General features: G+C 61.8%; 22 protein-coding genes. 9 read left to right on the forward strand and 13 right to left on the reverse strand.

The features are described 5' to 3' along the window. Nucleotides 1-4 precede the first annotated feature (4 nt). The 3 genes from gatB to AC0L18_RS28715 all read right to left on the reverse strand — a co-directional run bounded on the left by gatB (nucleotide 5) and on the right by AC0L18_RS28715 (nucleotide 3098). Complete coding sequence (gatB, locus tag AC0L18_RS28705; protein ID WP_254025183.1) at nucleotides 5-1504, reverse strand: Asp-tRNA(Asn)/Glu-tRNA(Gln) amidotransferase subunit GatB; 1500 nt, start codon at nucleotides 1502-1504, stop codon at nucleotides 5-7. Between the two features lie 301 nt (nucleotides 1505-1805). Beyond that, complete coding sequence (locus AC0L18_RS28710) at nucleotides 1806-2237, reverse strand: CBS domain-containing protein (protein ID WP_023798170.1); 432 nt, start codon at nucleotides 2235-2237, stop codon at nucleotides 1806-1808. Nucleotides 2238-2339: 102 nt separating this feature from the next. Continuing rightward, nucleotides 2340-3098 carry a rhomboid family intramembrane serine protease gene (locus AC0L18_RS28715; RefSeq protein WP_473495180.1) on the reverse strand — a complete coding sequence of 253 codons (759 nt, stop codon included), beginning with the start codon at nucleotides 3096-3098 and terminating at the stop codon, nucleotides 2340-2342. A gap of 420 nt (nucleotides 3099-3518) precedes the next feature. Between AC0L18_RS28715 and AC0L18_RS28720 the strand changes: the two genes are divergently transcribed. The 3 genes from AC0L18_RS28720 to AC0L18_RS28730 all read left to right on the forward strand — a co-directional run bounded on the left by AC0L18_RS28720 (nucleotide 3519) and on the right by AC0L18_RS28730 (nucleotide 5768). Beyond that, on the forward strand, nucleotides 3519-4157 hold the full coding sequence (locus AC0L18_RS28720) for a PAS domain-containing protein (RefSeq protein WP_473495181.1): 639 nt from the start codon (nucleotides 3519-3521) through the stop codon (nucleotides 4155-4157). A 117-nt stretch (nucleotides 4158-4274) separates the two neighbouring features. Beyond that, entirely contained in the window at nucleotides 4275-4892 is a 618-nt protein-coding gene (locus AC0L18_RS28725) for a PilZ domain-containing protein (protein ID WP_027154470.1), read from the forward strand. Nucleotides 4893-5159: 267 nt separating this feature from the next. Beyond that, nucleotides 5160-5768, forward strand: coding sequence for a transglutaminase-like cysteine peptidase (locus AC0L18_RS28730; RefSeq protein ID WP_473495183.1), 609 nt, complete (start codon nucleotides 5160-5162; stop codon nucleotides 5766-5768). Nucleotides 5769-6310: 542 nt separating this feature from the next. Here AC0L18_RS28730 and AC0L18_RS28735 read toward each other — a convergent pair. Further along, nucleotides 6311-8098 carry an adenylate/guanylate cyclase domain-containing protein gene (locus AC0L18_RS28735; RefSeq protein WP_473495185.1) on the reverse strand — a complete coding sequence of 596 codons (1788 nt, stop codon included), beginning with the start codon at nucleotides 8096-8098 and terminating at the stop codon, nucleotides 6311-6313. Nucleotides 8099-8105: 7 nt separating this feature from the next. Beyond that, the gene (locus tag AC0L18_RS28740) at nucleotides 8106-9056 is read right to left on the reverse strand and encodes an ABC transporter substrate-binding protein (protein ID WP_473495187.1); all 951 of its coding nucleotides are present in this window, start codon (nucleotides 9054-9056) and stop codon (nucleotides 8106-8108) included. A gap of 909 nt (nucleotides 9057-9965) precedes the next feature. Here AC0L18_RS28740 and AC0L18_RS28745 point away from each other — a divergent pair. Then, nucleotides 9966-10526, forward strand: a complete 561-nt coding sequence (locus AC0L18_RS28745) for an ankyrin repeat domain-containing protein (RefSeq protein ID WP_473495188.1) — start codon at nucleotides 9966-9968, stop codon at nucleotides 10524-10526. Between the two features lie 54 nt (nucleotides 10527-10580). On the opposite strand, the gene AC0L18_RS28750 is transcribed toward AC0L18_RS28745, so the two are convergent. Beyond that, nucleotides 10581-11108: a gamma carbonic anhydrase family protein gene (locus AC0L18_RS28750; protein WP_128246578.1), complete on the reverse strand. Its 528-nt coding sequence runs from the start codon at nucleotides 11106-11108 to the stop codon at nucleotides 10581-10583. A gap of 320 nt (nucleotides 11109-11428) precedes the next feature. Here AC0L18_RS28750 and AC0L18_RS28755 point away from each other — a divergent pair, with 320 nt between their 5' ends. Beyond that, a complete protein-coding gene (locus AC0L18_RS28755) occupies nucleotides 11429-12160 on the forward strand; it encodes a hypothetical protein (protein WP_473495189.1) in 732 nt (243 codons plus the stop codon). A 230-nt stretch (nucleotides 12161-12390) separates the two neighbouring features. Here the strand turns inward: AC0L18_RS28755 and AC0L18_RS28760 are convergent, their stop codons facing one another. Together AC0L18_RS28760 and cysE are read right to left on the reverse strand one after the other, a co-directional pair. Continuing rightward, on the reverse strand, nucleotides 12391-12594 hold the full coding sequence (locus AC0L18_RS28760; protein WP_013531334.1) for a DUF3126 family protein: 204 nt from the start codon (nucleotides 12592-12594) through the stop codon (nucleotides 12391-12393). Between the two features lie 196 nt (nucleotides 12595-12790). Continuing rightward, a complete protein-coding gene (cysE, locus tag AC0L18_RS28765) occupies nucleotides 12791-13639 on the reverse strand; it encodes a serine O-acetyltransferase (protein ID WP_473495190.1) in 849 nt (282 codons plus the stop codon). A 152-nt stretch (nucleotides 13640-13791) separates the two neighbouring features. Here cysE and AC0L18_RS28770 point away from each other — a divergent pair, with 152 nt between their 5' ends. Further along, nucleotides 13792-14391: an HD domain-containing protein gene (locus AC0L18_RS28770; RefSeq protein WP_473495192.1), complete on the forward strand. Its 600-nt coding sequence runs from the start codon at nucleotides 13792-13794 to the stop codon at nucleotides 14389-14391. Between the two features lie 118 nt (nucleotides 14392-14509). On the opposite strand, the gene AC0L18_RS28775 is transcribed toward AC0L18_RS28770, so the two are convergent. From AC0L18_RS28775 to AC0L18_RS28785, 3 genes are all read right to left on the reverse strand, one after another. Then, on the reverse strand, nucleotides 14510-15277 hold the full coding sequence (locus tag AC0L18_RS28775; RefSeq protein WP_473495193.1) for an alpha/beta fold hydrolase: 768 nt from the start codon (nucleotides 15275-15277) through the stop codon (nucleotides 14510-14512). 19 nt (nucleotides 15278-15296) lie between these two features. Continuing rightward, nucleotides 15297-15809: a DUF192 domain-containing protein gene (locus AC0L18_RS28780; RefSeq protein WP_473495195.1), complete on the reverse strand. Its 513-nt coding sequence runs from the start codon at nucleotides 15807-15809 to the stop codon at nucleotides 15297-15299. A gap of 163 nt (nucleotides 15810-15972) precedes the next feature. After that, nucleotides 15973-16548, reverse strand: coding sequence for a cold-shock protein (locus tag AC0L18_RS28785; protein ID WP_473495196.1), 576 nt, complete (start codon nucleotides 16546-16548; stop codon nucleotides 15973-15975). 239 nt (nucleotides 16549-16787) lie between these two features. On the opposite strand from AC0L18_RS28785, the gene gloA reads away from it, so the two are divergent. Together gloA and AC0L18_RS28795 are read left to right on the forward strand one after the other, a co-directional pair. Beyond that, nucleotides 16788-17228 (forward strand): lactoylglutathione lyase, encoded by a 441-nt coding sequence (gene gloA / locus AC0L18_RS28790; RefSeq protein WP_473495197.1) that lies wholly within the window; start codon nucleotides 16788-16790, stop codon nucleotides 17226-17228. A 27-nt stretch (nucleotides 17229-17255) separates the two neighbouring features. Then, the gene (locus AC0L18_RS28795; RefSeq protein WP_473495198.1) at nucleotides 17256-17549 is read left to right on the forward strand and encodes a DUF2218 domain-containing protein; all 294 of its coding nucleotides are present in this window, start codon (nucleotides 17256-17258) and stop codon (nucleotides 17547-17549) included. A 216-nt stretch (nucleotides 17550-17765) separates the two neighbouring features. Here the strand turns inward: AC0L18_RS28795 and AC0L18_RS28800 are convergent, their stop codons facing one another. Continuing rightward, complete coding sequence (locus AC0L18_RS28800) at nucleotides 17766-18323, reverse strand: DUF1697 domain-containing protein (RefSeq protein ID WP_473495199.1); 558 nt, start codon at nucleotides 18321-18323, stop codon at nucleotides 17766-17768. Then, complete coding sequence (gene ilvA, locus AC0L18_RS28805; RefSeq protein ID WP_473495201.1) at nucleotides 18320-19576, reverse strand: threonine ammonia-lyase IlvA; 1257 nt, start codon at nucleotides 19574-19576, stop codon at nucleotides 18320-18322. The genes AC0L18_RS28800 and ilvA overlap by 4 nt, the downstream gene beginning before the upstream one ends. Nucleotides 19577-19798: 222 nt before the next feature. Between ilvA and AC0L18_RS28810 the strand changes: the two genes are divergently transcribed. After that, on the forward strand, nucleotides 19799-20866 hold the full coding sequence (locus AC0L18_RS28810) for an alpha/beta hydrolase (protein ID WP_473495203.1): 1068 nt from the start codon (nucleotides 19799-19801) through the stop codon (nucleotides 20864-20866).

Consider the following 20866-nt stretch of genomic DNA (forward strand, 5'->3'; position numbering starts at 1 on the left):
CATCCTATTCGATCCCGAGCTTGGCCTTGACGAGGTCGTTGACGGCCTGCGGGTTGGCCTTGCCGCCAGTCGCCTTCATCACCTGGCCGACGAACCAGCCGGCCATGCTCGGCTTGGCGCGCGCCTGCTCGACCTTGTCCGGATTGGCTGAAATCACCTCGTCGACCGCCTTTTCGATGGCACCGGTGTCGGTGACCTGTTTCATGCCGCGGCTTTCGACCAGCTGGCGCGGATCGCCGCCTTCGTTCCAGACGATCTCGAACAGATCCTTGGCGATCTTGCCGGAGATGATGCCCTCTTTTATCAGGTCAATGACCGCGCCGAGCTGATCGGGCGAAACCGGAGCATTTTCAATACCCTTGCCGGCTCTGTTCAACGCACCGAGCAGATCGTTGATGACCCAGTTGGCGGCAAGCTTGCCGTCGCGACCGGCGGCCACCTTCTCGAAATAGTCGGCGACCGCCTTTTCCGACACCAGGATCGAAGCGTCGTAGGTCGACAGGCCGAGCGAGGAGATCAGCCGCGCCTTCTTGGCGTCGGGCAGTTCAGGCAGATCCTTTGCCAGCGCATCGACATAGGCCTGGTCGAATTCCAGCGGCAGAAGGTCTGGATCCGGGAAATAGCGGTAGTCGTGCGCTTCTTCCTTGGAACGCATCGAGCGCGTCTCGCCCTTGTTGGGATCGAACAGCCGCGTTTCCTGGTCGATCTTGCCACCGTCCTCGAGGATGGCGATCTGGCGGCGCGCCTCGTAGTCGATGGCCTGGCCGATGAAGCGGATCGAGTTGACGTTCTTGATCTCGCAGCGCGTGCCGAATTCGCCGCCGGGCCGGCGCACCGAGACGTTGACATCGGCGCGCAGCGAGCCTTCGTCCATATTGCCGTCGCAAGTGCCGAGGTATCGCACGATGGTGCGCAGCTTGGTGACATAGGCCTTGGCCTCGTCGGCGGATCGCATGTCGGGCTTGGAGACGATCTCCATCAGCGCCACGCCGGAGCGGTTGAGGTCGACATAGGACATCGTCGCATGCTGGTCGTGCATCGACTTGCCGGCATCCTGCTCCAGATGCAGGCGCTCGATGCCGACCTCGATGTCCTCGAACTCGCCCTGCCGGTCGGGACCGACGGAGACGATCACCTTGCCCTCGCCGACGATCGGCTGCTTGAACTGCGAGATCTGATAGCCCTGCGGCAGATCGGGATAAAAATAGTTTTTCCGGTCGAAGACCGATTTGTGATTGATCTCGGCCTTCAGCCCGAGGCCGGTGCGGATCGCCTGCTTGACGCATTCCTCGTTGATGACCGGCAGCATGCCCGGCATCGCCGCATCGACGAGGCTGACATTGGCGTTTGGCGGCGCACCGAACGCCGTCGAGGCGCCGGAGAACAGTTTTGCCTGCGAGGTCACCTGCGCATGGACCTCGAGGCCGATGATGATCTCCCAGTCGCCGGTGGCGCCTGATATCAGGCGCTTGGCGTCGGGTGTGCGGGTGTCGATGAGGGTCATGGCGGCCTGCGCGTTATCGGTGACGGAATTCACGTGAATTCGACGTTTAAAGTGAAGTCATCCGCTAATGCAAACCGCAGAAGGAGACAAGCGTGAAGCCGCAGGCTGGTGGGGCAACCGTTATTGGAAACGTTTGCGCTGCCCCTCACCTGCCTGCCGGCATCCTCTCCCCGTATAGTGACGGGGAGAGGGGCGCCCGCATCAACGATTTCGCCAATCTCCATTGTAGCAAGAAAAGCCGCCAAGGCTGCGGCAGGGCGATGAGGGGCGGCGCCGACTTCGACAAAACTTGCTGGCGATCTCACGCCGTCGCGATATAGGCCCTGATCTCCGCGGCCTCGCGCTCGACATCCTCGATGCGCCGCTTGACCACGTCGCCGATCGACACGATGCCGTCGAGCAGGCCGTCCTTTTCCACCGGCAGATGGCGGAAACGGCCACTGGTCATGATCTCCATGACCTCGTTGACGGTGTGGTTCTCATTGCAGATCTTCACCTTGGGAGTCATCGCCGAACGCACCGCGATATCCAATGCGGCGGCCCCTTCCCGGGCGAGGACCCGCACGACGTCGCGCTCGGAAAGGATGCCGACGATCTTGTGATCACCATTGGTTATGACCAGCGCACCGATCCTGTGCTCGGCCAGGATGCGAATGGCCTCGCTCAGTTTTTCGTTCGGTCCGAGCGTCAACACGTCGTGGCCCTTCTGCTCGAGAATTGCCTTAACAGTCATGGCGTCCTCCTCAGTTTACCTTGCCGGTTCCTGCCCTGACCGGCTTTCCCTAGTGCCAGGCATCGTGCGCCGCGATCGATTGGTTTTCAAGTGCGGCGAGGCTCAGGCGCTGAACTCGTCCGTTTGCTGGCGCCGATCGAAAGCCCGCAGGCCGAAGAAGCCGGCGACGAAACCGCCAATATGAGCCTCCCAGGCGATCTGGCTGTCGATGCCGGGCGCGAAGGCAACGAGGCCGGTGGCGAGATTGATCACCATCCAGATGGCAAGAAAAGTCACAACGCCGCGCGAGCGGAACACCGCCGCCATCGGCAGCGGCGCGCCGGCGAAGGCGGCTTTGCCGGACGAGCGGTCGGTGCGGAAGCCGAAGCGCGCGGCGGCCCCCATCATGCCGGAAATCGCCCCCGATGCGCCGACCAGCGGCGCCTCGCCGAGCGGATGCACGGCCCAGAACAGCACCACCGCCGCCAGCCCCGTCGCAGCGAAGAACAGGCTGAAACGAAGCGCGCCGAAGCGGTTCGCCAGTGGTGAGCCGAAAGCCGCCAGCCACACCATGTTGACGGCCAGATGAGCAAAGCCACCATGCAGGAAGGCATAGGTGAAGGGCCGGGATAACAGGAACCAGTCGAAGCCATATTGGCCAGTATAAAGAACTGGAATGAAGGCCGCATCGTACAACAATGTCAGCAGCTGGCTTTGGCTAAGCACGTACTCCTGCATGAGATAGAGGACGACGCAGATGCCGATCACCGCCAGCACAACGGGCGGCATGTTGAACACCGGCTCGCGGCGCGGCTCCGGCTCATGGCCGACAGGTCCGCCCTCGCCCTGTTCGATTTCCGAGGGGCTTGCTGGTTCGCTCATATGGCTCGCACTCAGTCGCTGGTTTCGACTTCGCGAGCATGTAGATCACGGTCACCCGATTCACAAAGGGCGAATCGCCCCACGCAAATCAAAACGGCGCGAATCAAAATTGGCGCGAATCAAAAAGAAGCCGTCCAAGGTTGCCCTTGAACGGCTGGTCGAGCCCCCATGCTCCCCCAAACTCTTGACTGAAATGCTGCCGATCGCTGCGAAACGACCGCTTCTGGAGTGGTTTTAACGTGCCACGGGCCTGGGCGGAGCGCAACGTAAACCACTTGTTAACCTTAACGGCCCCGACCCGTGAACAAGTGTTAACGATGCTGGCACGCATCCTGCTCCGCAACGCATGTAGGTCCTCGGAGGGCGCCCTTCTGTTCACCGATGGGACATCAGACGACAGATTGCGCGGAGCAGCATAACATGAACCAGAACGGATCGATCACGCTGTTCCATTATTGGAACCGGCTGCGTGACGGGCGCCCTGCCCCGAAGCGTTCGGAAGTCGAGCCGGCCGATATCAAGTCGCTGCTGGCCGACACATTCATCCTGGAAAAAGATACGCGCGGCGAAGCGGTATTCCGGCTCGCCGGCACCAGGCTTTGCGCGGTCTACGGCCGTGAACTCAAGGGGTTTTCCTTTCCCTCGCTGTGGCGCGAGAAGGACCAGCGGCTTATCTCGAAACTTATCCAGGGCGTCTTCGATCGGAAATCCGTCGTGCTCATCAGCTATGAAGGTTTCAGCCGCACCGACCGTTCCAGCAAGTTCGAGCTGCTCGCCCTGCCGCTCGACGGCGGCGTCGACAATCCGCGCTGCCTCGGCGTGATAAGCGCCGCTGAAAAACCCTTCTGGCTGGGCGCGGATCCGATCGCCGACGCCCTGATCGATTCGATCCGTCTCGTCGATCCGGAGAAGGAACCGTTATTCCTCAAGAACCGGCCGGCCATCGACGTTCCTTCGCTTGTCCCGTCGGAACTCGATCCGTCCCAGACGATTTCGGCGCTCGGCCAGGCGCGCCGCATCCGTCATCTGGTCGTATTCGACGGCGGGCGCGGGGAATAATCCAAAATCCTAAAGTAGCGGCGTCAGGCTTTCCCCTTTGTTAACCCGCTTCGCTGTAGCTTTCCGGCGAAGTTCCTCGCATCAACGCGCGGAATGCCAAACGGGGTGTAGGCAGTCATGAGGTCAGCGGCGGTCGACACCGCGCCGTCCCAAGCTGAAAGGCGCAACTTTCAGCGCGTCCGCGTGAAGATCTATGGACGCTTCATGCTGGAGGATCGCACCGAACATCCGTGCCAGGTGGTCGACATGTCGCCGGGCAATGTAGCGCTTCGCACCGAGCGCATCGGCATGCCGGGCGAGAAAGTCATCGCCTATATCGATCACATCGGCCGCATCGAAGGCGTCGTCACCCGCATCCTGCAGGACGGCTTCGCGATGACGGTCATCGCGTCGGAACGCAAGAAGGACAAGCTTGCAGCGCAATTGACCTGGCTTGCCAACAAGCACGAGCTCGATCTGCCGGAAGACCGCCGCCACGAACGCGTGGCGCCGCGCAATCCGACCAGCGTGCTTCAGCTCGGCGACGGGCGCCAGTACCAGTGCCGCATCATCGACCTGTCGCTTTCGGGCGCCGCGGTCGAGATCGACGTCAAGCCGGCAATCGGCATCCAGGTCATGCTGGGCACCATGCGCGGCCAGGTGGTGCGCCATTTCGAGGACGGCATCGCCATCGAGTTCGCGGTCATCCAGCGGCCGGAAACGCTCGATTCCGAATTCAACGCATCCGGCACCTGACAAACAGCGCACATTCCCGCAATCGACCGGCCCATTTCGGCCGGTTTTTTTGTTAGAACGCCGGTCAACGCAGCCTGCCACCGATGCCGCGCCAAGGCGCCGCGCCGCGCCGATGTGATCCCGGCGAAAACCACCTCAACAATTTTATACTGAAATGATTCAAATTTTATGTTTATTCTATGGGCGTTTTACTTAATGTCTACTTCGAGCCTTTGCGTCGAATAAATCCAATCGTGTCATTGTCTCCTCAAACGGGGAGACTGGACGATGAAGAAGACGAGGGGCAAGCTGTTGCTCTTGGCAATGGCGACGCAGCTTACCGCCTGGGGGACAGCGAATGCAGCGGGACCTGCCTTCATGCACACCGGCAGCCGCACCACACAGCCGGTCGGCCATTACGAGTTCTGCCAGAAGATCCCGCAGGAATGCACTCAACGGACGCCGAAGCAGGCGCCGATCGAGCTGACCCGCAAGCTGTGGGCGAAGATCGTCAGCATCAACAATTCGGTCAACGGCAGGATCGCGCCGCGCACCGATATGGAACTGTGGGGCAAGGAAGAGGTCTGGTCCTATTCCAACAGCGAATTCGGCGACTGCGAGGATTATGCGCTGGAAAAGCGCCGCGCGTTGATGAACATCGGCGTTCCGGCCGGCGACCTACTGATGACGGTTGCGCGCCAGCCGAACGGAGACGGCCACGCGGTGCTGACCGTGCGCACCAGCCTCGGAGAGTTCATCCTCGACAATCTCGAAACCAGGGTGCTGTCCTGGACCAACACCGACTACACCTATCTGAAGCGCCAATCGAGCCAGAATTCGGGCGCCTGGGTAACGATCAACGACGGCCGCTCCGGCGCGGTTGCCAGCGTCCGCTAAGGACGCGACGCAAAAGCCCGGTCGAGCCCCACCTCCCCGTCCCCAACGACCGGGTTTAGGAGCCGGCCCCGTCCCCGGGCCGGCTCCACTTTTTCAAGCGGTACTGGCATCCTGGTGGTGACAAATCCTACTTGCGCGTTGAGAATGGCGGGAGTCGAGCCCCGAAGCGGAAGCTCGTTTCGCGCTCGGCCGAATTCACGCCCATGACCCGGTGCTGACCATTATACAAGACGCTACAATGGTCGCCTTACGGCTGGGGATGCCGCCGTTCAACGCGCTCTCCTCTTAGCGCCCGCCCGTGCGTCGGCATTTCACAACTTCAGGTTCTTTTGGTAGACCACGTGAGGACGAAGCGGACGATTCAAACAAGACCTCGTGACGTTAGTCGCCACGGTCCGGAATTGGCGCACCCCTTTCTGTTCGAGTACCGGAAAATTTGACCCCGTCGCTGCTGTCCAATTGCACCATCTCGATGGTCCGGTCTCGACGTGACGAGCTTCCATTCGGTCCAGCCGCATGCCCAAGTTCGGTTTTCAGCCGACCTAGCTTTTCGCGCTGTTTTCATTCGCATCAGGAGCGAAATCTGGCGTCATGCTTCGCGTTGCGACATCATATACGGCTACTTGCTCGTCGAAGCCCTTGAGCGGGCGCATGCCAAGCGCGGCTACCGGAATCTTCCCACCCACCGCCCGCGCCACGGAATGATCGATAAGGATTTGCCGATCATCAGCCGACGAACACAGTCTAGACGCCAAGTTTACGACATTGCCGATCGCGGTGTAGTCAACGCGGGCTTCATAGCCAATCCGACCGACCGTTGCCCATCCCATCGCGAGCCCTATGCCGAAACCGACTGCATGGCCCCGCAGACGCCACGCGGCGATCAGGCGCTGAACGGCGTCCTGCATGTCGATTGCCATCTCGACTGCGCGAAGCGCCGGCTCCGCGCACGGCACAGGGGCGTTGACAAGCACCATCAACCCGTCCGCCGAGAAGTTGGTCAGCGTCGCCTCGTAGCGTGTGATGATCGCGCCGAGACCCTCGTAGTAGTCGCGCAACACCTGCATGACGTCATCGGGTTCGGCGTGGACCGAGAACGCGGTAAAGCCGCGTAAATCGCAGAAAACAGCGACCACTTCCGCCCGCTGGCCTGCGAGCACGCTCTCGTCACCGGACTTTTCCACAAGTTCCGCGACCTGCGGTGCGAGAAAGCGTTTCAGCCGTGCAATCCGCTCCGAACGATCCCGCGATATGGCGAGTTCCTGCGCCATCTGATTGAACCGGACCGCCAGCCGTTCAAGTTCATCTCCGGTGGCGATGTCGATCCGGTGATCGAACTGTCCGGCCCCGATTTTTTCGGTGCCCTCCTCCAGCAGGCGGATCGGGCCGGTCATGCGCTTGGCAAGCCAGTAGGCGAGTGCCGCCGCTAAGGCGATTGCCGCAAGCAACAGGCCGCCAGTCCGCCACAAAGAAGCATAGAGCGGTGCAAACGCCTCTGCCTGCGGCTGCTCGACGAACACAGTCCAGTCAACACTGGGGATCAGTGCCATCGCAGTCACGACGCGTTCATCCTCGGCGTTGCGGGCTCTCGTCGCCTCGCCACCTGCCGTGGCGATCTCGTCCCGCAATCTGAGCAGGGCCGCCGCCGTGTTCTCGTCGGTGCCCCGCAACACCTTGCTGATGTCTGGGTGAGCGATGATCCGGCCGGTCTGGTCGAGAACAAATGCGTGGCCGCTGCGCCCCACACGAATTTCCGAAATGACTACCCAAATGAGCTTCAGGTTGATCTCGACGACGACGACGACGGAACTCAGTCCCCACAGTGCCATGGTCATGAACGGTTCGGAGCCATCGCGATAGGTGACCGGGCCATACCATATGCCCGTCGACAGGGCTCCCACTACGGCAGGATCACCTGAGCGATCCAATCCTCCTTCAACCCTGTTCAGGCCAATGCGGGAGACGTGCAGCCGCTCCACGCCGGTACGGTCGATAAGACTTACGCTGACGATTGCAGGGGCGCGGCGCATCGCCCGCAGGGCCTCGAGCCGATGCTGTCCCAGGTTGTCGGCGGTCAAGGTCCTTTGGACCATCCAGCGGAGCTGATCCCTGATGCCGTCGAGAAAGCTCTGCATCCTGCCGGCTGCCGATCTGGTCTCGACCCGCAAGAGAGCACTGAGCATGGCACGCTGGTCGCGATAGCCGAACCAGGCGTCGCTGATGCCGCTGGCAGCTATCGGGACAATGACGGCGGCGAACAACGCGATGAAGTATTTCCGAAACAGTGATCGGCGCACGGGAGCGGCTTCGAGATGGATCGAATCCCGCACATCATCCTCATTCGATGACTTCGTCAGCCATGACCAATACGGTCTGCGGCAGATCGATGCCCAGGGCATTGGCCATTTTCAGATTGATTGACAGTTCGAACTTCGTTGGCTGCTCGATCGGCAGGTCGCCTGCCGCGGAGCCCTTCAAAATGTGGTCGACATAGAAGGCGAGCCGATGTCCCATTCCGCTATAGTCCGCGGAATAGGCCATCAGGCAGCCGGCTTCGGTGAACCATGGCCCCCAGCTCATGGTCGGCAGGCGATGCTCGATCGCTAGGGCGGCAATTTGCGGCGACAGCGAGGACAGCATGAGGTCGGGCAGCACGAAGACCGCCTGCGCGCCCGCGGCCTCCATGCGCGAGAATGCAGCATCGAGTTCGTACGGAACGCTGACCTGCTGGATATTCAAGGCAACTCCGAGCTGGTGGGCCGCACTCTTTGCGTCCTCCTCGAAGGGCAGATAGTTGACCACCGGGTTCGCCAGCACGCCGACCGTGGTCAGCTCTGGTATTGCCTCCACCAAAAGCTCCAGCCGTTTGGCGGCGAGTTCGGTGGCGTAGTAGCTGACACCGGTGAGATTGCCACCCGGCTTTGCGAGGCTGCTCGCCAGACCCGCCGCGACCGGATTACCGCTTATGATGGTCACGATCGGAATCACATCGGTCGCTTCGTGGGCAGCATGCGCCGCCGGCTGCGATGTCGTGACGATCACGTCGACCGGGAGTTGCACCAGGTCTGCCGCCGCTGCAGCCAAGCCACTGTCGTGCTTGCTCGCGCTTCGGCACTCGAAGCTGAGTTCGCTCAGCGTGTGGCCGAGTTCGCGAAGCCCTCGCATAAACGATCCGAATTCACTAGACTCGCCCGTATACGGCATGTCGCAAGGCCACCAAGCGATAAGCCCGATCCGTGGCATCTGAGCTGGCGACTGCTGCGCAGCCGCAACAGCGGGAAAGCTCATCGCCAGCGCGCCGGCGAGATTGAGGTAGTGTCGTCGTTTCGGTTTCATCCGGGCACCCTCGCAGACCCCCGGCACATAGTGGGTGGGACCGTGAGATGGCTAAGCGCAACCCGAAGAAGCGGCGCACAAATGAGCCGGACTTTTCAGGTCCGGCAAACATAACCGATACTGCCGCGGATTGGTATGGGTAAGGACGTTCTGCGCCCTCTCAGGCGGCTTGGGACCAGTTTGCCTTGTAGCGCGTTCCCGGGGAACGACCACTTTGATCTATACCATTCGCTGTTGTCGTCTCGAACAGCTGCTGTTGGCGCTAGCTTCACATTCCGGTACTCAGCTCAGGCGGCAAGAATCCACCCGATTGAAACGTCGAACACTGCATCGCGGTGTAGTCCAAGCCGATGCGCCGGCCGGCTCGGCAGCGCCATTTCCCGACTTTGGCGTTAAGCGACACCGAGCGACGGGATTTAGTGCCGAAGCCGACGTACGCCAGCCTCCTCTTGGCGCTGACACGGCGTTAGGCCGGCAGGCCCGCTTTGCGAAGGCCTTCGATATATCTGCTGCGATCGTCCGGTCGCTAAAACGGCGGCAGCACCTCAGCGAGATTCGAAAGCCGCAACAAGGGATCGAACGCGCATAGCCGGGCCTTGTTTGCCGCGTTTCCAAAACCCGCCCCGCCAGCGCATGACCTGCGGCTGCAACACGCTGAACGACATCGGTCATCCGGAGGCCCATCGACCCGCACTCGACATCAAGGCAGGTCTGATCACGAACTTGATGTCGATGCGATAGGTCCGGCGTACGGCTGCGCAAAGCTATCGACCTGCTCTCCAATCGCAGCCCGCCATGAGGCTTTCAGGCAGCGGCGGATGGGAGCAATATGGCGGCCAATTCAACCTCCGGATCGCTGCGATGTTGGAAATCCCGAAAGATCGATGCGAGCGCCACCGCCTGTTCGAGGCCATCGACGACGCGTTCAAGGCGGGCGACTTCGAGGGCCTCGGTGTGGCTCTCGGCGGCTCACCCGGCTGGTTCGACGAGCAGATGCCCTTTGAACTCGGCCTTGGGCATCCACTGGAGTATGCGATCTATTGGAGCCCCGCCGCTTTCATCTCGAACTTACTGGATGCGGGCTCGGACCCGAACTATCACCACCACGGCGGTTTTCCGGCAATCATTGCGGCACTCTCCGCCGACCGGGCTGACAGACTGGAAATAGTCCGAACCCTGATCGATGGGAGCGCAGACCTGAACATGCGGGGCGTAAACGACTGGACGCCGCTTCACTATGCGGTCGCCATCCGTAGCGTCGATGCCATCCGCCTGCTGTTGGCGGCGGGCGCCGACCCATCGCTCGAAACCCGCATCGACGACTATACGACAGCCCTCGAGGACGCCGACAATGCCGGCTTTGAAGCCGGTGCTTCGTTGCTGCGCGATGCAATGACCAGGCGCGGCTCCAATGGACGGTGAGTTGGGCGACGATGCCGGTGAACCATATAGCAGAAGATTTGACCAAGGCTGGCCTCAGGTCTTCGTCAGCCCCGCCTTGAAGCGCTTGCCGTTGGCGACGTAGTGGGCAGCCGAAGCGCGCAGGCTTGCCACCGCGGCATCGTCCAGTGTTCGCACCAAACGGGCGGGCGAGCCGATGATCAGCGAATTGTCGGGGAATTCCTTGCCTTCGGTGACCAGGGCGCCGGCGCCGACCAGCGAATTCCTGCCGATCTTCGCGCCGTTCAGCACGATGGCGCCCATGCCGATCAGGCTGTTGTCGCCGATCGTGCAGCCATGCAGCAAGGCGCGATGGCCGATCGTGCAGCCTTGCCCGATGGTCAAGGGAAAACCGACATCGGTATGCATGACCGTGTGTTCCTGCACATTGGTATCGGCGCCGATGATGATCGGCTCGTCGTCGCCGCGGATGACGACACCGAACCAGAAGCCCGCGTTGCGGCCGATCTGTATGTCGCCGATCAGGGTAGCGTCGGGCGCGATCCAGTTGCTGTCGGCGTCCTCGAAACCGGGGGCTTTTCCATCGATCGCATAGAGCGGCATTTTTCTCCTCCGAATCGTCTCAGGCTGAAAGATCGGTCGACCCTAGGAGAGTGCCTGCCTGGGATGCAATGTCGATCAGCACAACGCCCAACGCCAAAGATCGTCGCCGTGCAACCGCAAGAGATCAGTGCCGTCAGGCAACACTAAAAGCAACGAGTGTGTGTCCAACCGGACCCATCTTCACCTTCCATTTACCATGAAATCGCACAGTCGTGTTTCGACAGGCGTGCCGCAAGAGCCGTGCCACGCACATGGGTCGCTCAAGGACAGCCCAAGGGAACAGACACATTGAGACAGGCTGCCGATAATCGGGGATCGCGATGAAGCAGGCAGCCGCCGCCAACGGGCCGCAACTCACCATCGTCGATTCCAAGCTGATGAAGCGGGTGTTCTACGTGTTCGCTGCGCTGGCAGTGCTTTCGATGACGATCAGCCTTGGCGGCAAATGGTTGGGCCGCTCGATCGCCATGGCCGGATATACCGACGACACGACAGTCCACGAGGTGGTGATCGGCAACAACGTCATCGCCGTGCCGGCCAATGTCATCCGCTTCGACCAGGCGCGGCGCGACGGCATCGCCTCGCGCCTCGACCTCTATCTGCGTTATCCCGAAATGGACGGCTACAGTGAGGCCGCCCGCGACGATTTCAACCACACTGGATCAGCCAAGAGCATCATTTTTCTGTCGTTCGAACGACAGGTCATGTCGCGTGACATGAGCGGCCGCTTCGCGCCGATCTACAGCGCCCTGATCGTCGAGCCCGGCACGCCCGGTCCGGGCGGCACGACGCTTTACGGCTTCAATGAAAAATCGGGCTATTTCAACGAGGTGCTGGCGGTCGGCAATCGCCGGGGCAAGGACCCGTTCGTGGCCCGCTGCCTGAGCGGCCCAAGTGCTGCGCAATCGCTGGCGCCCTGCGAACGCGACATTCTGGTCGGCGACAATCTCAGCCTCACCTACCGCTTTCCCATGGAATTTCTGGGCGACTGGCAGGCGCTCGACGCAGCCATCGCCACCAAGGCTGCGCGTATGCTGAAGGCCGGGCATTAGGATGATGATGAAGCGAACCGCGCGAGAATCTGCTCAGTGACTTTGATCGCGCAGCAGTGCAGAAATTTGCGCGACGTCGGCGGGACAGCACCCCCCTCTGCCCTACCGGGCATCTCCCCTCAAGGGGGGAGATTGGCTATTCGTTCTTCTTTCGCCAATCGCCAACGTTGAAGAAGAGGGTGCGGCGAGCAAGCTGGCTCAAGGTCGGCCGGCACCGATCGCCTCCCGGCTCAGGCGAGGTCGATGTCGAGGATCGCCATCGAGAAATTATAGTCGCCGTCGTCCTCGTCCTTGAAGACGATGCCGAGGAATTCGTCGCCGACGTAGACCTCGGCCGAATCATCCTTGCGCGGCCGCGCCTTCACTTCAAGCTTGGGGTTCTGGAAGACGCGCTTGAAATAGGCGTCCAGCTTTCTGATTTCGTCCGGCTTCAAAAGTCTTCTCCGATCGTCGGTCTTGCTCGTTTGAGCGCGCTTCTGGCACGTCGACAATGGCGATGTAAAGGCAAGCCGGCGAGAGAACCGGGGCAATCGCTAGAGGTTTGCGCTGCCCCTCATTGCCCTGCCGGGCATTTCTGCCCGTATAGTGACGGGGAGAAAGACGCCTTTGCAACGGGCCCTGCCCGAGCGTTCAGATGTCGAAGCTGACGACGTGGTCCATCGATTGCGACGGCAAAAGCTGGTCCATCTGCCGCGAGGGCCGGTCGCAGCCGGTCTCACCGACGACGCGGGCCGGCACGCCGGCAACCGTCTTGTTGTGCGGCACTGGCGACAGCACTACCGACCCTGCCGCGATCTTGGAGCAATGGCCGACTTCGATGTTGCCGAGGATCTTGGCGCCGGCGCCGATCAGCACGCCGTAGCGGATTTTTGGATGGCGGTCGCCGCCGGCCTTGCCGGTGCCGCCCAGCGTCACGCCGTGCAGGATCGACACGTCGTCCTCGATCACCGCCGTCTGGCCGACGACGAGGCCGGTGGCGTGGTCGAGGAAGATGCCCTTGCCGATGCGGGCGGCCGGGTTGATGTCGGTCTGGAACACCGAGGACGACCGGCTCTGCAGGTAGAGCGCGAAATCCTGGCGGCCCTGGTTCCACAGCCAATGCGCCAGCCGGTGCGTCTGGATGGCATGAAAACCCTTGAAATAAAGTACCGGCATGATGAAGCGGTCGCAGGCCGGATCGCGGTCGTAATAGGCCTGGATGTCGACACGCACCGTCGACGACCAGTCGTTGTCGTCGGCTGCCATCGCCTTGAATGTCTGGCGGATGAGATCGGAACCAATATCCTGATGGGCGAGCCGCTCGGCCAGCCGATGGATGACCGCTTCCTCCAGGCTTTCCTGGTTGAGGATGGTCGAATAGAGGAACGCCGCCAGCAGCGGATCGCGGTTGACCGCGTCCATCGCTTCGTCGCGGATCGAGCGCCAGATCGGGTCGATCGGCTTCACCATGGTCGGGCGGGCAATCGTAACGCTGTTCATCAATGGTCTCCGGCCTAATGTCTTCGGCTTGGCACCAAAACCGCTGCGCACTTTTGCGCGACATGCTCTATAAGCCAGATCATAGCACGGTTGAACTCAATTTTCCTTAGTGCTTTGTCAAATGGATTTGGTTCACGGAAATCCAAGCGGCCATGGAAAACCAAGCCTTGATCGACGAGCCGCTGAAGCGCGAACTTTACGCGCTCTGTGAGGCGGAGGGTCGTCACTATCACAACCTCGGCCATATCGAGGCGATGCTGGCGCTGGCCGGCCACTATCGGGCATCGTTGCACGACCCCGAGGCGGTCGAGGCGGCGATCTGGTTCCACGACGCCATCTATGACAGCCGGGCCAAGGACAACGAGGCGAGGAGCGCCGTCCTTGCCGAGAAAAAGCTCGCCGGCCGCACCGATGCGCAGCGCCTTGGCCGCATCACCGCGATGATATCAGCCACCGCCACGCATGAGTTACCGCAGTTTGACGACGAAAATGCCGCCCGCGATGCAGCGCTGTTCCTCGACATGGACCTGGCGATCCTGGGGGCGCCGCCTGATGCGTTCGACGCCTATGAACAGGCGGTTCGCCGCGAATATGGCTGGGTGGAAGAGCCGATGTGGCGTGCCGGCCGCAGTGCTGTCCTGAAGGGCTTCCTCGCCCGCCCGCACATCTTCCACACCGAGGAATTCCGGCAGCGGTTCGAGGCTCAGGCCCGGCAAAACATGGCGCGCTCGCTCAAAGCGCTTGAGGCGTGAGCGCTGCTGCGGGTGCAGCACCTTTGATGCCGGCGGGAAGGATCGCTACGGATCGGCTTTATCCTGAGCCGCTGCATTCTTCAGGCCTTGGGTCACCCCAACTCAACCACCGATGTACTCACAGCGGATTATCGGCATAAAACTCCAGCACCCGCTGCTTGAAGGTCTTGTCGCCGACGGCCAGCATGTGGTCGCGGCCCTCGATGTGGAAAGCCCTGGCGTTCGGCATCAAGGCGGCCAGTTCGTCGGGCGAACCGCCGATATCGTCCCTGGTGCCGACGGCAATCAACGTCGGCTGGGCAATGCGCGCAATGTCGGCCTCGGCCAGCAATTCCCGTGAGGTGGCAATGCAGGCGGCCAGCGCCCGGCGGTCGCTGCGGGTCTGGTCGGCGAAGGCGCGAAACGAGCGGCCGCGTGGATGGCTGGTGCTATCTGGATCGTCGGCCAGAAGGGCGGCGGCGATCGGATCCCAGTCGCCGACGCCGTCGATCATGCCGACGCCGAGACCGCCGAAGACCAGCGTCGCCACCTTATCCGGGTCGGAAAGCGCCAGGAACGCGGAAATCCGCGCGCCCATCGAATAGCCCATGACATGGGCGCGTTCGATGCCGAGATGGTTCAGCAACGCTGCCCCGTCGGAAGCCATTCTTGCCGGCGTATAATCGGCCTCCTGATAGCTCTTCGACGAGGCGCCGTGGCCGCGATTGTCGAAGGCGATGGCGCGGTAGCCGGCATCGTTCAGCGCCTTGAACCAGCCGGGCGACACCCAGTTGACGTAATGGGTCGAGGCAAAGCCATGGATCATGAGCACCGGATCGCCCTGCCCCGATGCCGGCTGGCGGTCGAGGAAGGCAAGGTCAAAACCGTCATGGGAGAAAAACTGCATCTGCGATGGTCCTGCGCGTTCAGTTGCGCGCAGTGCCGATTGCCGGGTGACGCAACAGGTCGCCGTCCTCGATGCCGCTCCTGGCGGCCGTGCCTGCCTTGAGCTCGAGCACGAAGCGAACCGGCTCGCCGGGCGAGATCATCGCCTCGGATTGCGGCTCGCCTTGCTTGATCGCCCGGATCCTGCCGTCCTGACCGACAAAGATCAGGTCGAGCGGCATCGGCGTGTTCTTCATCCAGAAGCTGACATCCCGAGCCTCCTCGAACGCGAACAGCATGCCATGATCGTCGGCCATCTCCTGGCGAAACATCAGGCCAGCCTCGCGCTCGGCCGAGGTGTCGGCGATTTCGACGGAGAATGAGCGTTCGCCGCCTTTCGTCACCGCGACCAGCGGCTGCGGGTCGACGGCAAGGATCATCGCCCGGCTGTCTGCCGAAGCCGGTCGCTGCGAATGGAAGTAAGCGCCTGCGGCGATGACGAAGGCGATCGCGGCGCAGACTACGCCCGTTGTCAGCCAGTTCCTGTAAGTCATTCAGAATCCTCGGCCGTCGTCCTAGGTATGTTGAAATTCAGGTAAGGTCGGCCTGACCTGAATCTCAAACCACCTGGACCATGATCCCGAACCTACGGTTCGAAAAACATCACGGTCAAGCGGAAAGCACCAGGTCGCGTCCCGATTCGATCGAGGTGGGACTTTAGTGCGAGACGGGCAAGGTACCCATATCCGGGTCAATTTCGGCAGCCATAAGGCCTTTGTCGCCGCGCCCGAAGCGGACCAGCACGACCTGCCCCGGCCTGAGCTCGGTAATACCGTAACGGCGCAGCGTCTCCATGTGGACGAAAATGTCCTCGGTGCCCTCGCCCCGGGTCAGGAAACCGAAGCCCTTGGTGCGGTTGAACCATTTCACCAGCGCCCGTTCGAGGCCGCTTTCCGGCGTCACCGAGACGTGTGTGCGCTGCTCCTGCATCTCCGCCGGATGGGTCGCCGTGGTGAGATCCATGGAGAGCACGCGGAACGCCTGCAATCCGCGCTCACCTTGCTTGACCAGGCAGACAACGCGCGCACCTTCCAAGGCGGTCTGGAAACCGTCTTTTCGAAGGCATGTCACATGGAGGAGAATATCGCCGGAAGAGCCGTCATCAGGAAGAATGAAACCGTAACCCTTGGCCACGTCGAACCATTTGATAGCGCCAGCAATCTCGACAAGACCGGCCGTGTCGCCGCTCTCGTCTCTTTGCAAGGCGTCGTGACCGGTTCCGTCCCGCCCCATGAAAGAGGCTTTTTCCCCCATAACAACGCCCCCCTTTTTCCAAGAATACCGCAACTGATTCTTGACGTTAGATTAACACTTCCGTTTCCGGTGTGTGCAAGACCTGAGCTGCGTTTTTTCACGGTTCATTGCGGGAATACCGGATTTGTTGTTTGCCGGCAGGAGCGGCTATCGGGAATTGCCCTTTGGCCGGGTGGCCCCTATGTTCCGCCGCAAAGCAACATTTCGAGGAAAATCACATGCGCTACCTCCACACCATGGTCCGTGTCGCCGACATCGATGCCTCGCTCGATTTCTACTGCAACAAGCTTGGCCTCAAGGAAGTGCGCCGCCACGAAAACGAACAGGGGCGCTACACGCTGATCTTCCTCGCAGCGGACGAAGACGAGGAAAGCGGCATCACCGACAAGGCGCCGCTGATCGAGCTCACCTACAATTGGGATCCGGAAGACTACAAGGGCGGCCGCAATTTCGGCCACCTCGCCTACGAGGTCGACGACATCTACGCCACCTGCCAGCAGCTGATGGACAAGGGCGTCACCATCAACCGGCCGCCGCGCGACGGCAACATGGCCTTCGTCAAATCGCCGGACGGCATCTCGATCGAGCTTTTGCAGAAAGGCCCGGCCAAGGCCAAGGCCGAGCCCTGGGCGTCGATGCCGAACACTGGAAGCTGGTAACCAGCGACATTAGGGAAGAATCCATTCATGCCGACCAGCCATGCCACTGCCGTCACTGAACATGCGAGCCGCTATCTGCAGCAGCTCTGCAAGCACTGGGCGCACAAGTTTCCCGTCGCGTTCGATCCGAGCCACGGCACGATCGATCTCTCACTGGGCCGCACGGTTCTCGATGCCGACCCGGCAGCGCTGAATATCGCGGTGACCGCCGACGAAGCCGGCTCGCTGGAGCGCCTGGAGACGGTCGTCGCCGACCACGTCGAACGCTTCGCTTTTCGCGAAGAGCTGACCTTCGACTGGAAGCACGCTCCATCGTCATGAGGTGCTGCCCTGCCGGTCGGCGCTGCGATGCTAAGAGGTAACGGCATGCATCCTAGGGTCTCCGCGACGTCGCTTCGCTCCTGCTCCGCCCTAAGATGACGAACGGAAAGAGGTTCAGCCAATCTCCAACATTCGCGATTGGCCTTACGCTACCATGCCTTCGTCGACCCCAGGATCCATACCGTTACAGTGACCGAGGAGTGCAGCGGCCCTGAGTCAGCCACCCCCGTGGCCGGTCATCGCCAGCAGCATCAGCACCGTGCGCCAGTTGCGCGCGGTGCAGGGCACTTTCAGCGTGCGCGGGATGAGGTTGGCAAATACCGATTTGCCGAGGCCTTCCGGTGCGTGCAGGTAAAGCACGTCGCCCCTGACCTCGAACCGTTCGGGACCGGTGCATTTTTCGGCCAGCCGCGCGACCTCGTCGGCGGTCGGCGGGCGCTCCAGCACATAGGCGTGAAGCTTCGTCGGCTCCCCGGCGACTTCCGGATAGGGATTTTCCGCCACCAGCCGCTCGAACCAGCCGAGATCGCGCACCATGATGCGCGAGTGAAATCCCCATTTCTTCTCGAAGGCCGTTTCCATCTGTTTGGTCAGCGTGGCCGCATCGCCCTTTGCCGAACGGAACACGATGTTGCCGCTCTGCACATAGCTGGCGACGTCGCCAAAGCCGAGCTGCTCGAAGAACGACCGGAGTTCGGCCATCTTGACGATGCGGTTGCCGCCGACATTGATGCCGGAAAACAACGCAACGAAAATCTTCGCCTGGGCGCTCATATGATGAACCCGGCCAGCGTCTCGTTGTCGGTGATGTCCTGATACTGAACGCCCTCGGCCTCGAAATTGGCGTTGAGCAGCTCGAAATTGCGGCGGTCCTTGGTTTCGATGCCGATCAGCACCGAGCCGAAATTGCGCGCCGATTTCTTCAGATATTCGAAGCGGGCAATGTCGTCGTCGGGACCGAGCAATTCGAGGAAGTCGCGCAGCGCGCCCGGCCGCTGCGGAAAGCGGATGATGAAATACTTTTTTAGCCCCTCGAAACGCAGCGCCCTTTCCTTCACGTCCGGCAGCCGCTCAAAATCGAAATTGCCGCCCGAAACCACCGCGACGATGGCCTTGCCCCTGATTTCCTTCTTCGAAAAATCCTTCAGCGCGTCAATCGCCAGTGCGCCGGCCGGCTCCAGCACCACGCCTTCGACGTTCAGCATCTCGATCATTGTCGCGCAGAGCCGGTTTTCCGGGATCAGCCGCACCGCCTCGGTGGCAAACGCCCTGAGATGCCGCAACGGCTCGCGGCCGATCTCGGCCACCGCCGCGCCATCGACGAAATTGTCGACCTTGGCAAGCTTGATGCGCTTGCCGGTGGCGAGGCTCTCGCGCAGGCTTGGCGCGCCGGCCGGCTCGCAGAAGACGAAGCGCGTGTCGCGGCGCTGGTCGGCGAAATAATGCGTCACACCCGCAGCCAGGCCACCGCCGCCGACCGGCAGCATGATGATGTCGGGCATGCGCGCGCCCGGCATCTGGCCTGATATCTCGTAGGCGACCGTCGCCTGCCCCTCGATGATGTCCTTGTGGTCGAACGGCGGCACCATGTGCGCGCCGGCGCTTTCGGTGAATTCGGAGGCGGCGCGGTAGCAGTCGTCGAAAAAGTCGCCGACCAGCCTGATCTCGACAAATTCGCCGCCGAACAGCCGCGTCTTGTCGATCTTCTGCTGCGGCGTCGTCACCGGCATGAACACCACGCCTCGCTTGCCGAAATGACGGCAGACGAAGGCAAAGCCCTGGGCATGGTTGCCGGCGGAAGCGCAGACGAACAGCTCGGCATCGTTGCCGGCGGCGAGCGACTTGCGGAAGAAATTGAAGGCGCCCCTGATCTTGTAGGAGCGCACCGGCGACAGATCCTCGCGCTTCAGCAGCACGCGCGCGCCGGTCTTCTTCGACAGATAATCGTTTTCCTGCAGCGGTGTTTCCGGGAAGATCTGGCGGATCGCGGCAGCGGCGACCGCGACGCGGGAAGAGAAACTGGTCATCGAAAAAATTACCCCGGATCGTCTGTGGTGTTCGCGAAGCTAGCACACGCCGTACGTGTTTGATCAGGGCAATCGTTCTGGCTTTCGCGCAACAGTGCGATGACTGTCGCAAGCCGCTGAGCGCATTTCGGCAGGAAACGACTTACTTCTGCCGCACTTCGGCTGTCCGGGAGGGGTCGCGGAGGTTGGATCAAGCCTTTCGGCCGGAGTGGAATTCTAGAGTTGAAGAAGATTTGTATCCTTGCCCTTGCCTTGCTCGTTGCCGGCTGTGGCGGCCGGCAGACCGAGGAACTGCTCGGCAGCGCCATGGTGTCGGCGCCGGTGACGGAAATCGCCGGCAACCACTCGATCTTCATCGCCACGACGCGCAAGCGCGCCGACGATCCCAGCAAGGTTTTCAACCGCGAGCGCTCGGCCACGCTGAACTATGCCCGCGTCAACGTCACCGTGCCGGGGACCCACGAAACCGGTCGGATCGAGCGGCGCTCGCGCGGCAGGTCGAACGACCCGACCAAATATTTCATGGCCTCCGACGTCGTCGGCTATGACACCGGGCCGAAATTCTCCAGCGCGCTCAGCGCCGACATCGCCGCGCGCGGCGGCCGCGTCATGCTTTTCGTCCATGGCTACAACACCGGCTTCGACGACGCCGTCTACCGCGTCACCCAGATCGCCCATGATTCCGGCTACCCGGGCACGCCGGTGCTGTTTTCCTGGGCGTCGGGCGCCAAGACCCGGGACTATGTCTACGACAGGGAAAGCGCCAGTGCTGCCCGCGACCAGCTGGAAGTGACGCTGAGAATGCTCGCGCAGACCGGCGCGCGGCGCATCGACATCGTCGCCCATTCGCTTGGGACCTGGGTCACCATGGAAGCGCTGCGCCAGCTCGCCATCAATGGCGACCGCGATCTCGGCGGCAAGCTCGGCGACGTGGTGCTGGCCTCGCCCGACATCGATGTCGACGTGTTCAAGAGCCAGATGCGCCGCTACGGCAAACCGACCAATCCCTTCATCCTGCTGCTGTCCGACGACGACCGGGCGCTGCGGCTCTCCGGTCTGCTCGCCGGCTCGCGGCCGCGCGTCGGCGATTACAAGGACGCCGCCGACCTAGCCGACTATGGCGTGAACGTCGTCGATCTTTCAAGCGTCGAGGGATCGGATCGCCTCAACCACACCAAATTCGCCAACAATCCCGAGCTGGTGAAGATGCTCGGCCAGCGGCTGCGCGAGGATGACGGATTTGCCAGCGACCGCGAGGTGACCGACCGCATCAGCCTGCTTGGGCAGTGA

The sequence above is a fragment of the Mesorhizobium sp. WSM4819 genome (assembly GCF_055811215.1).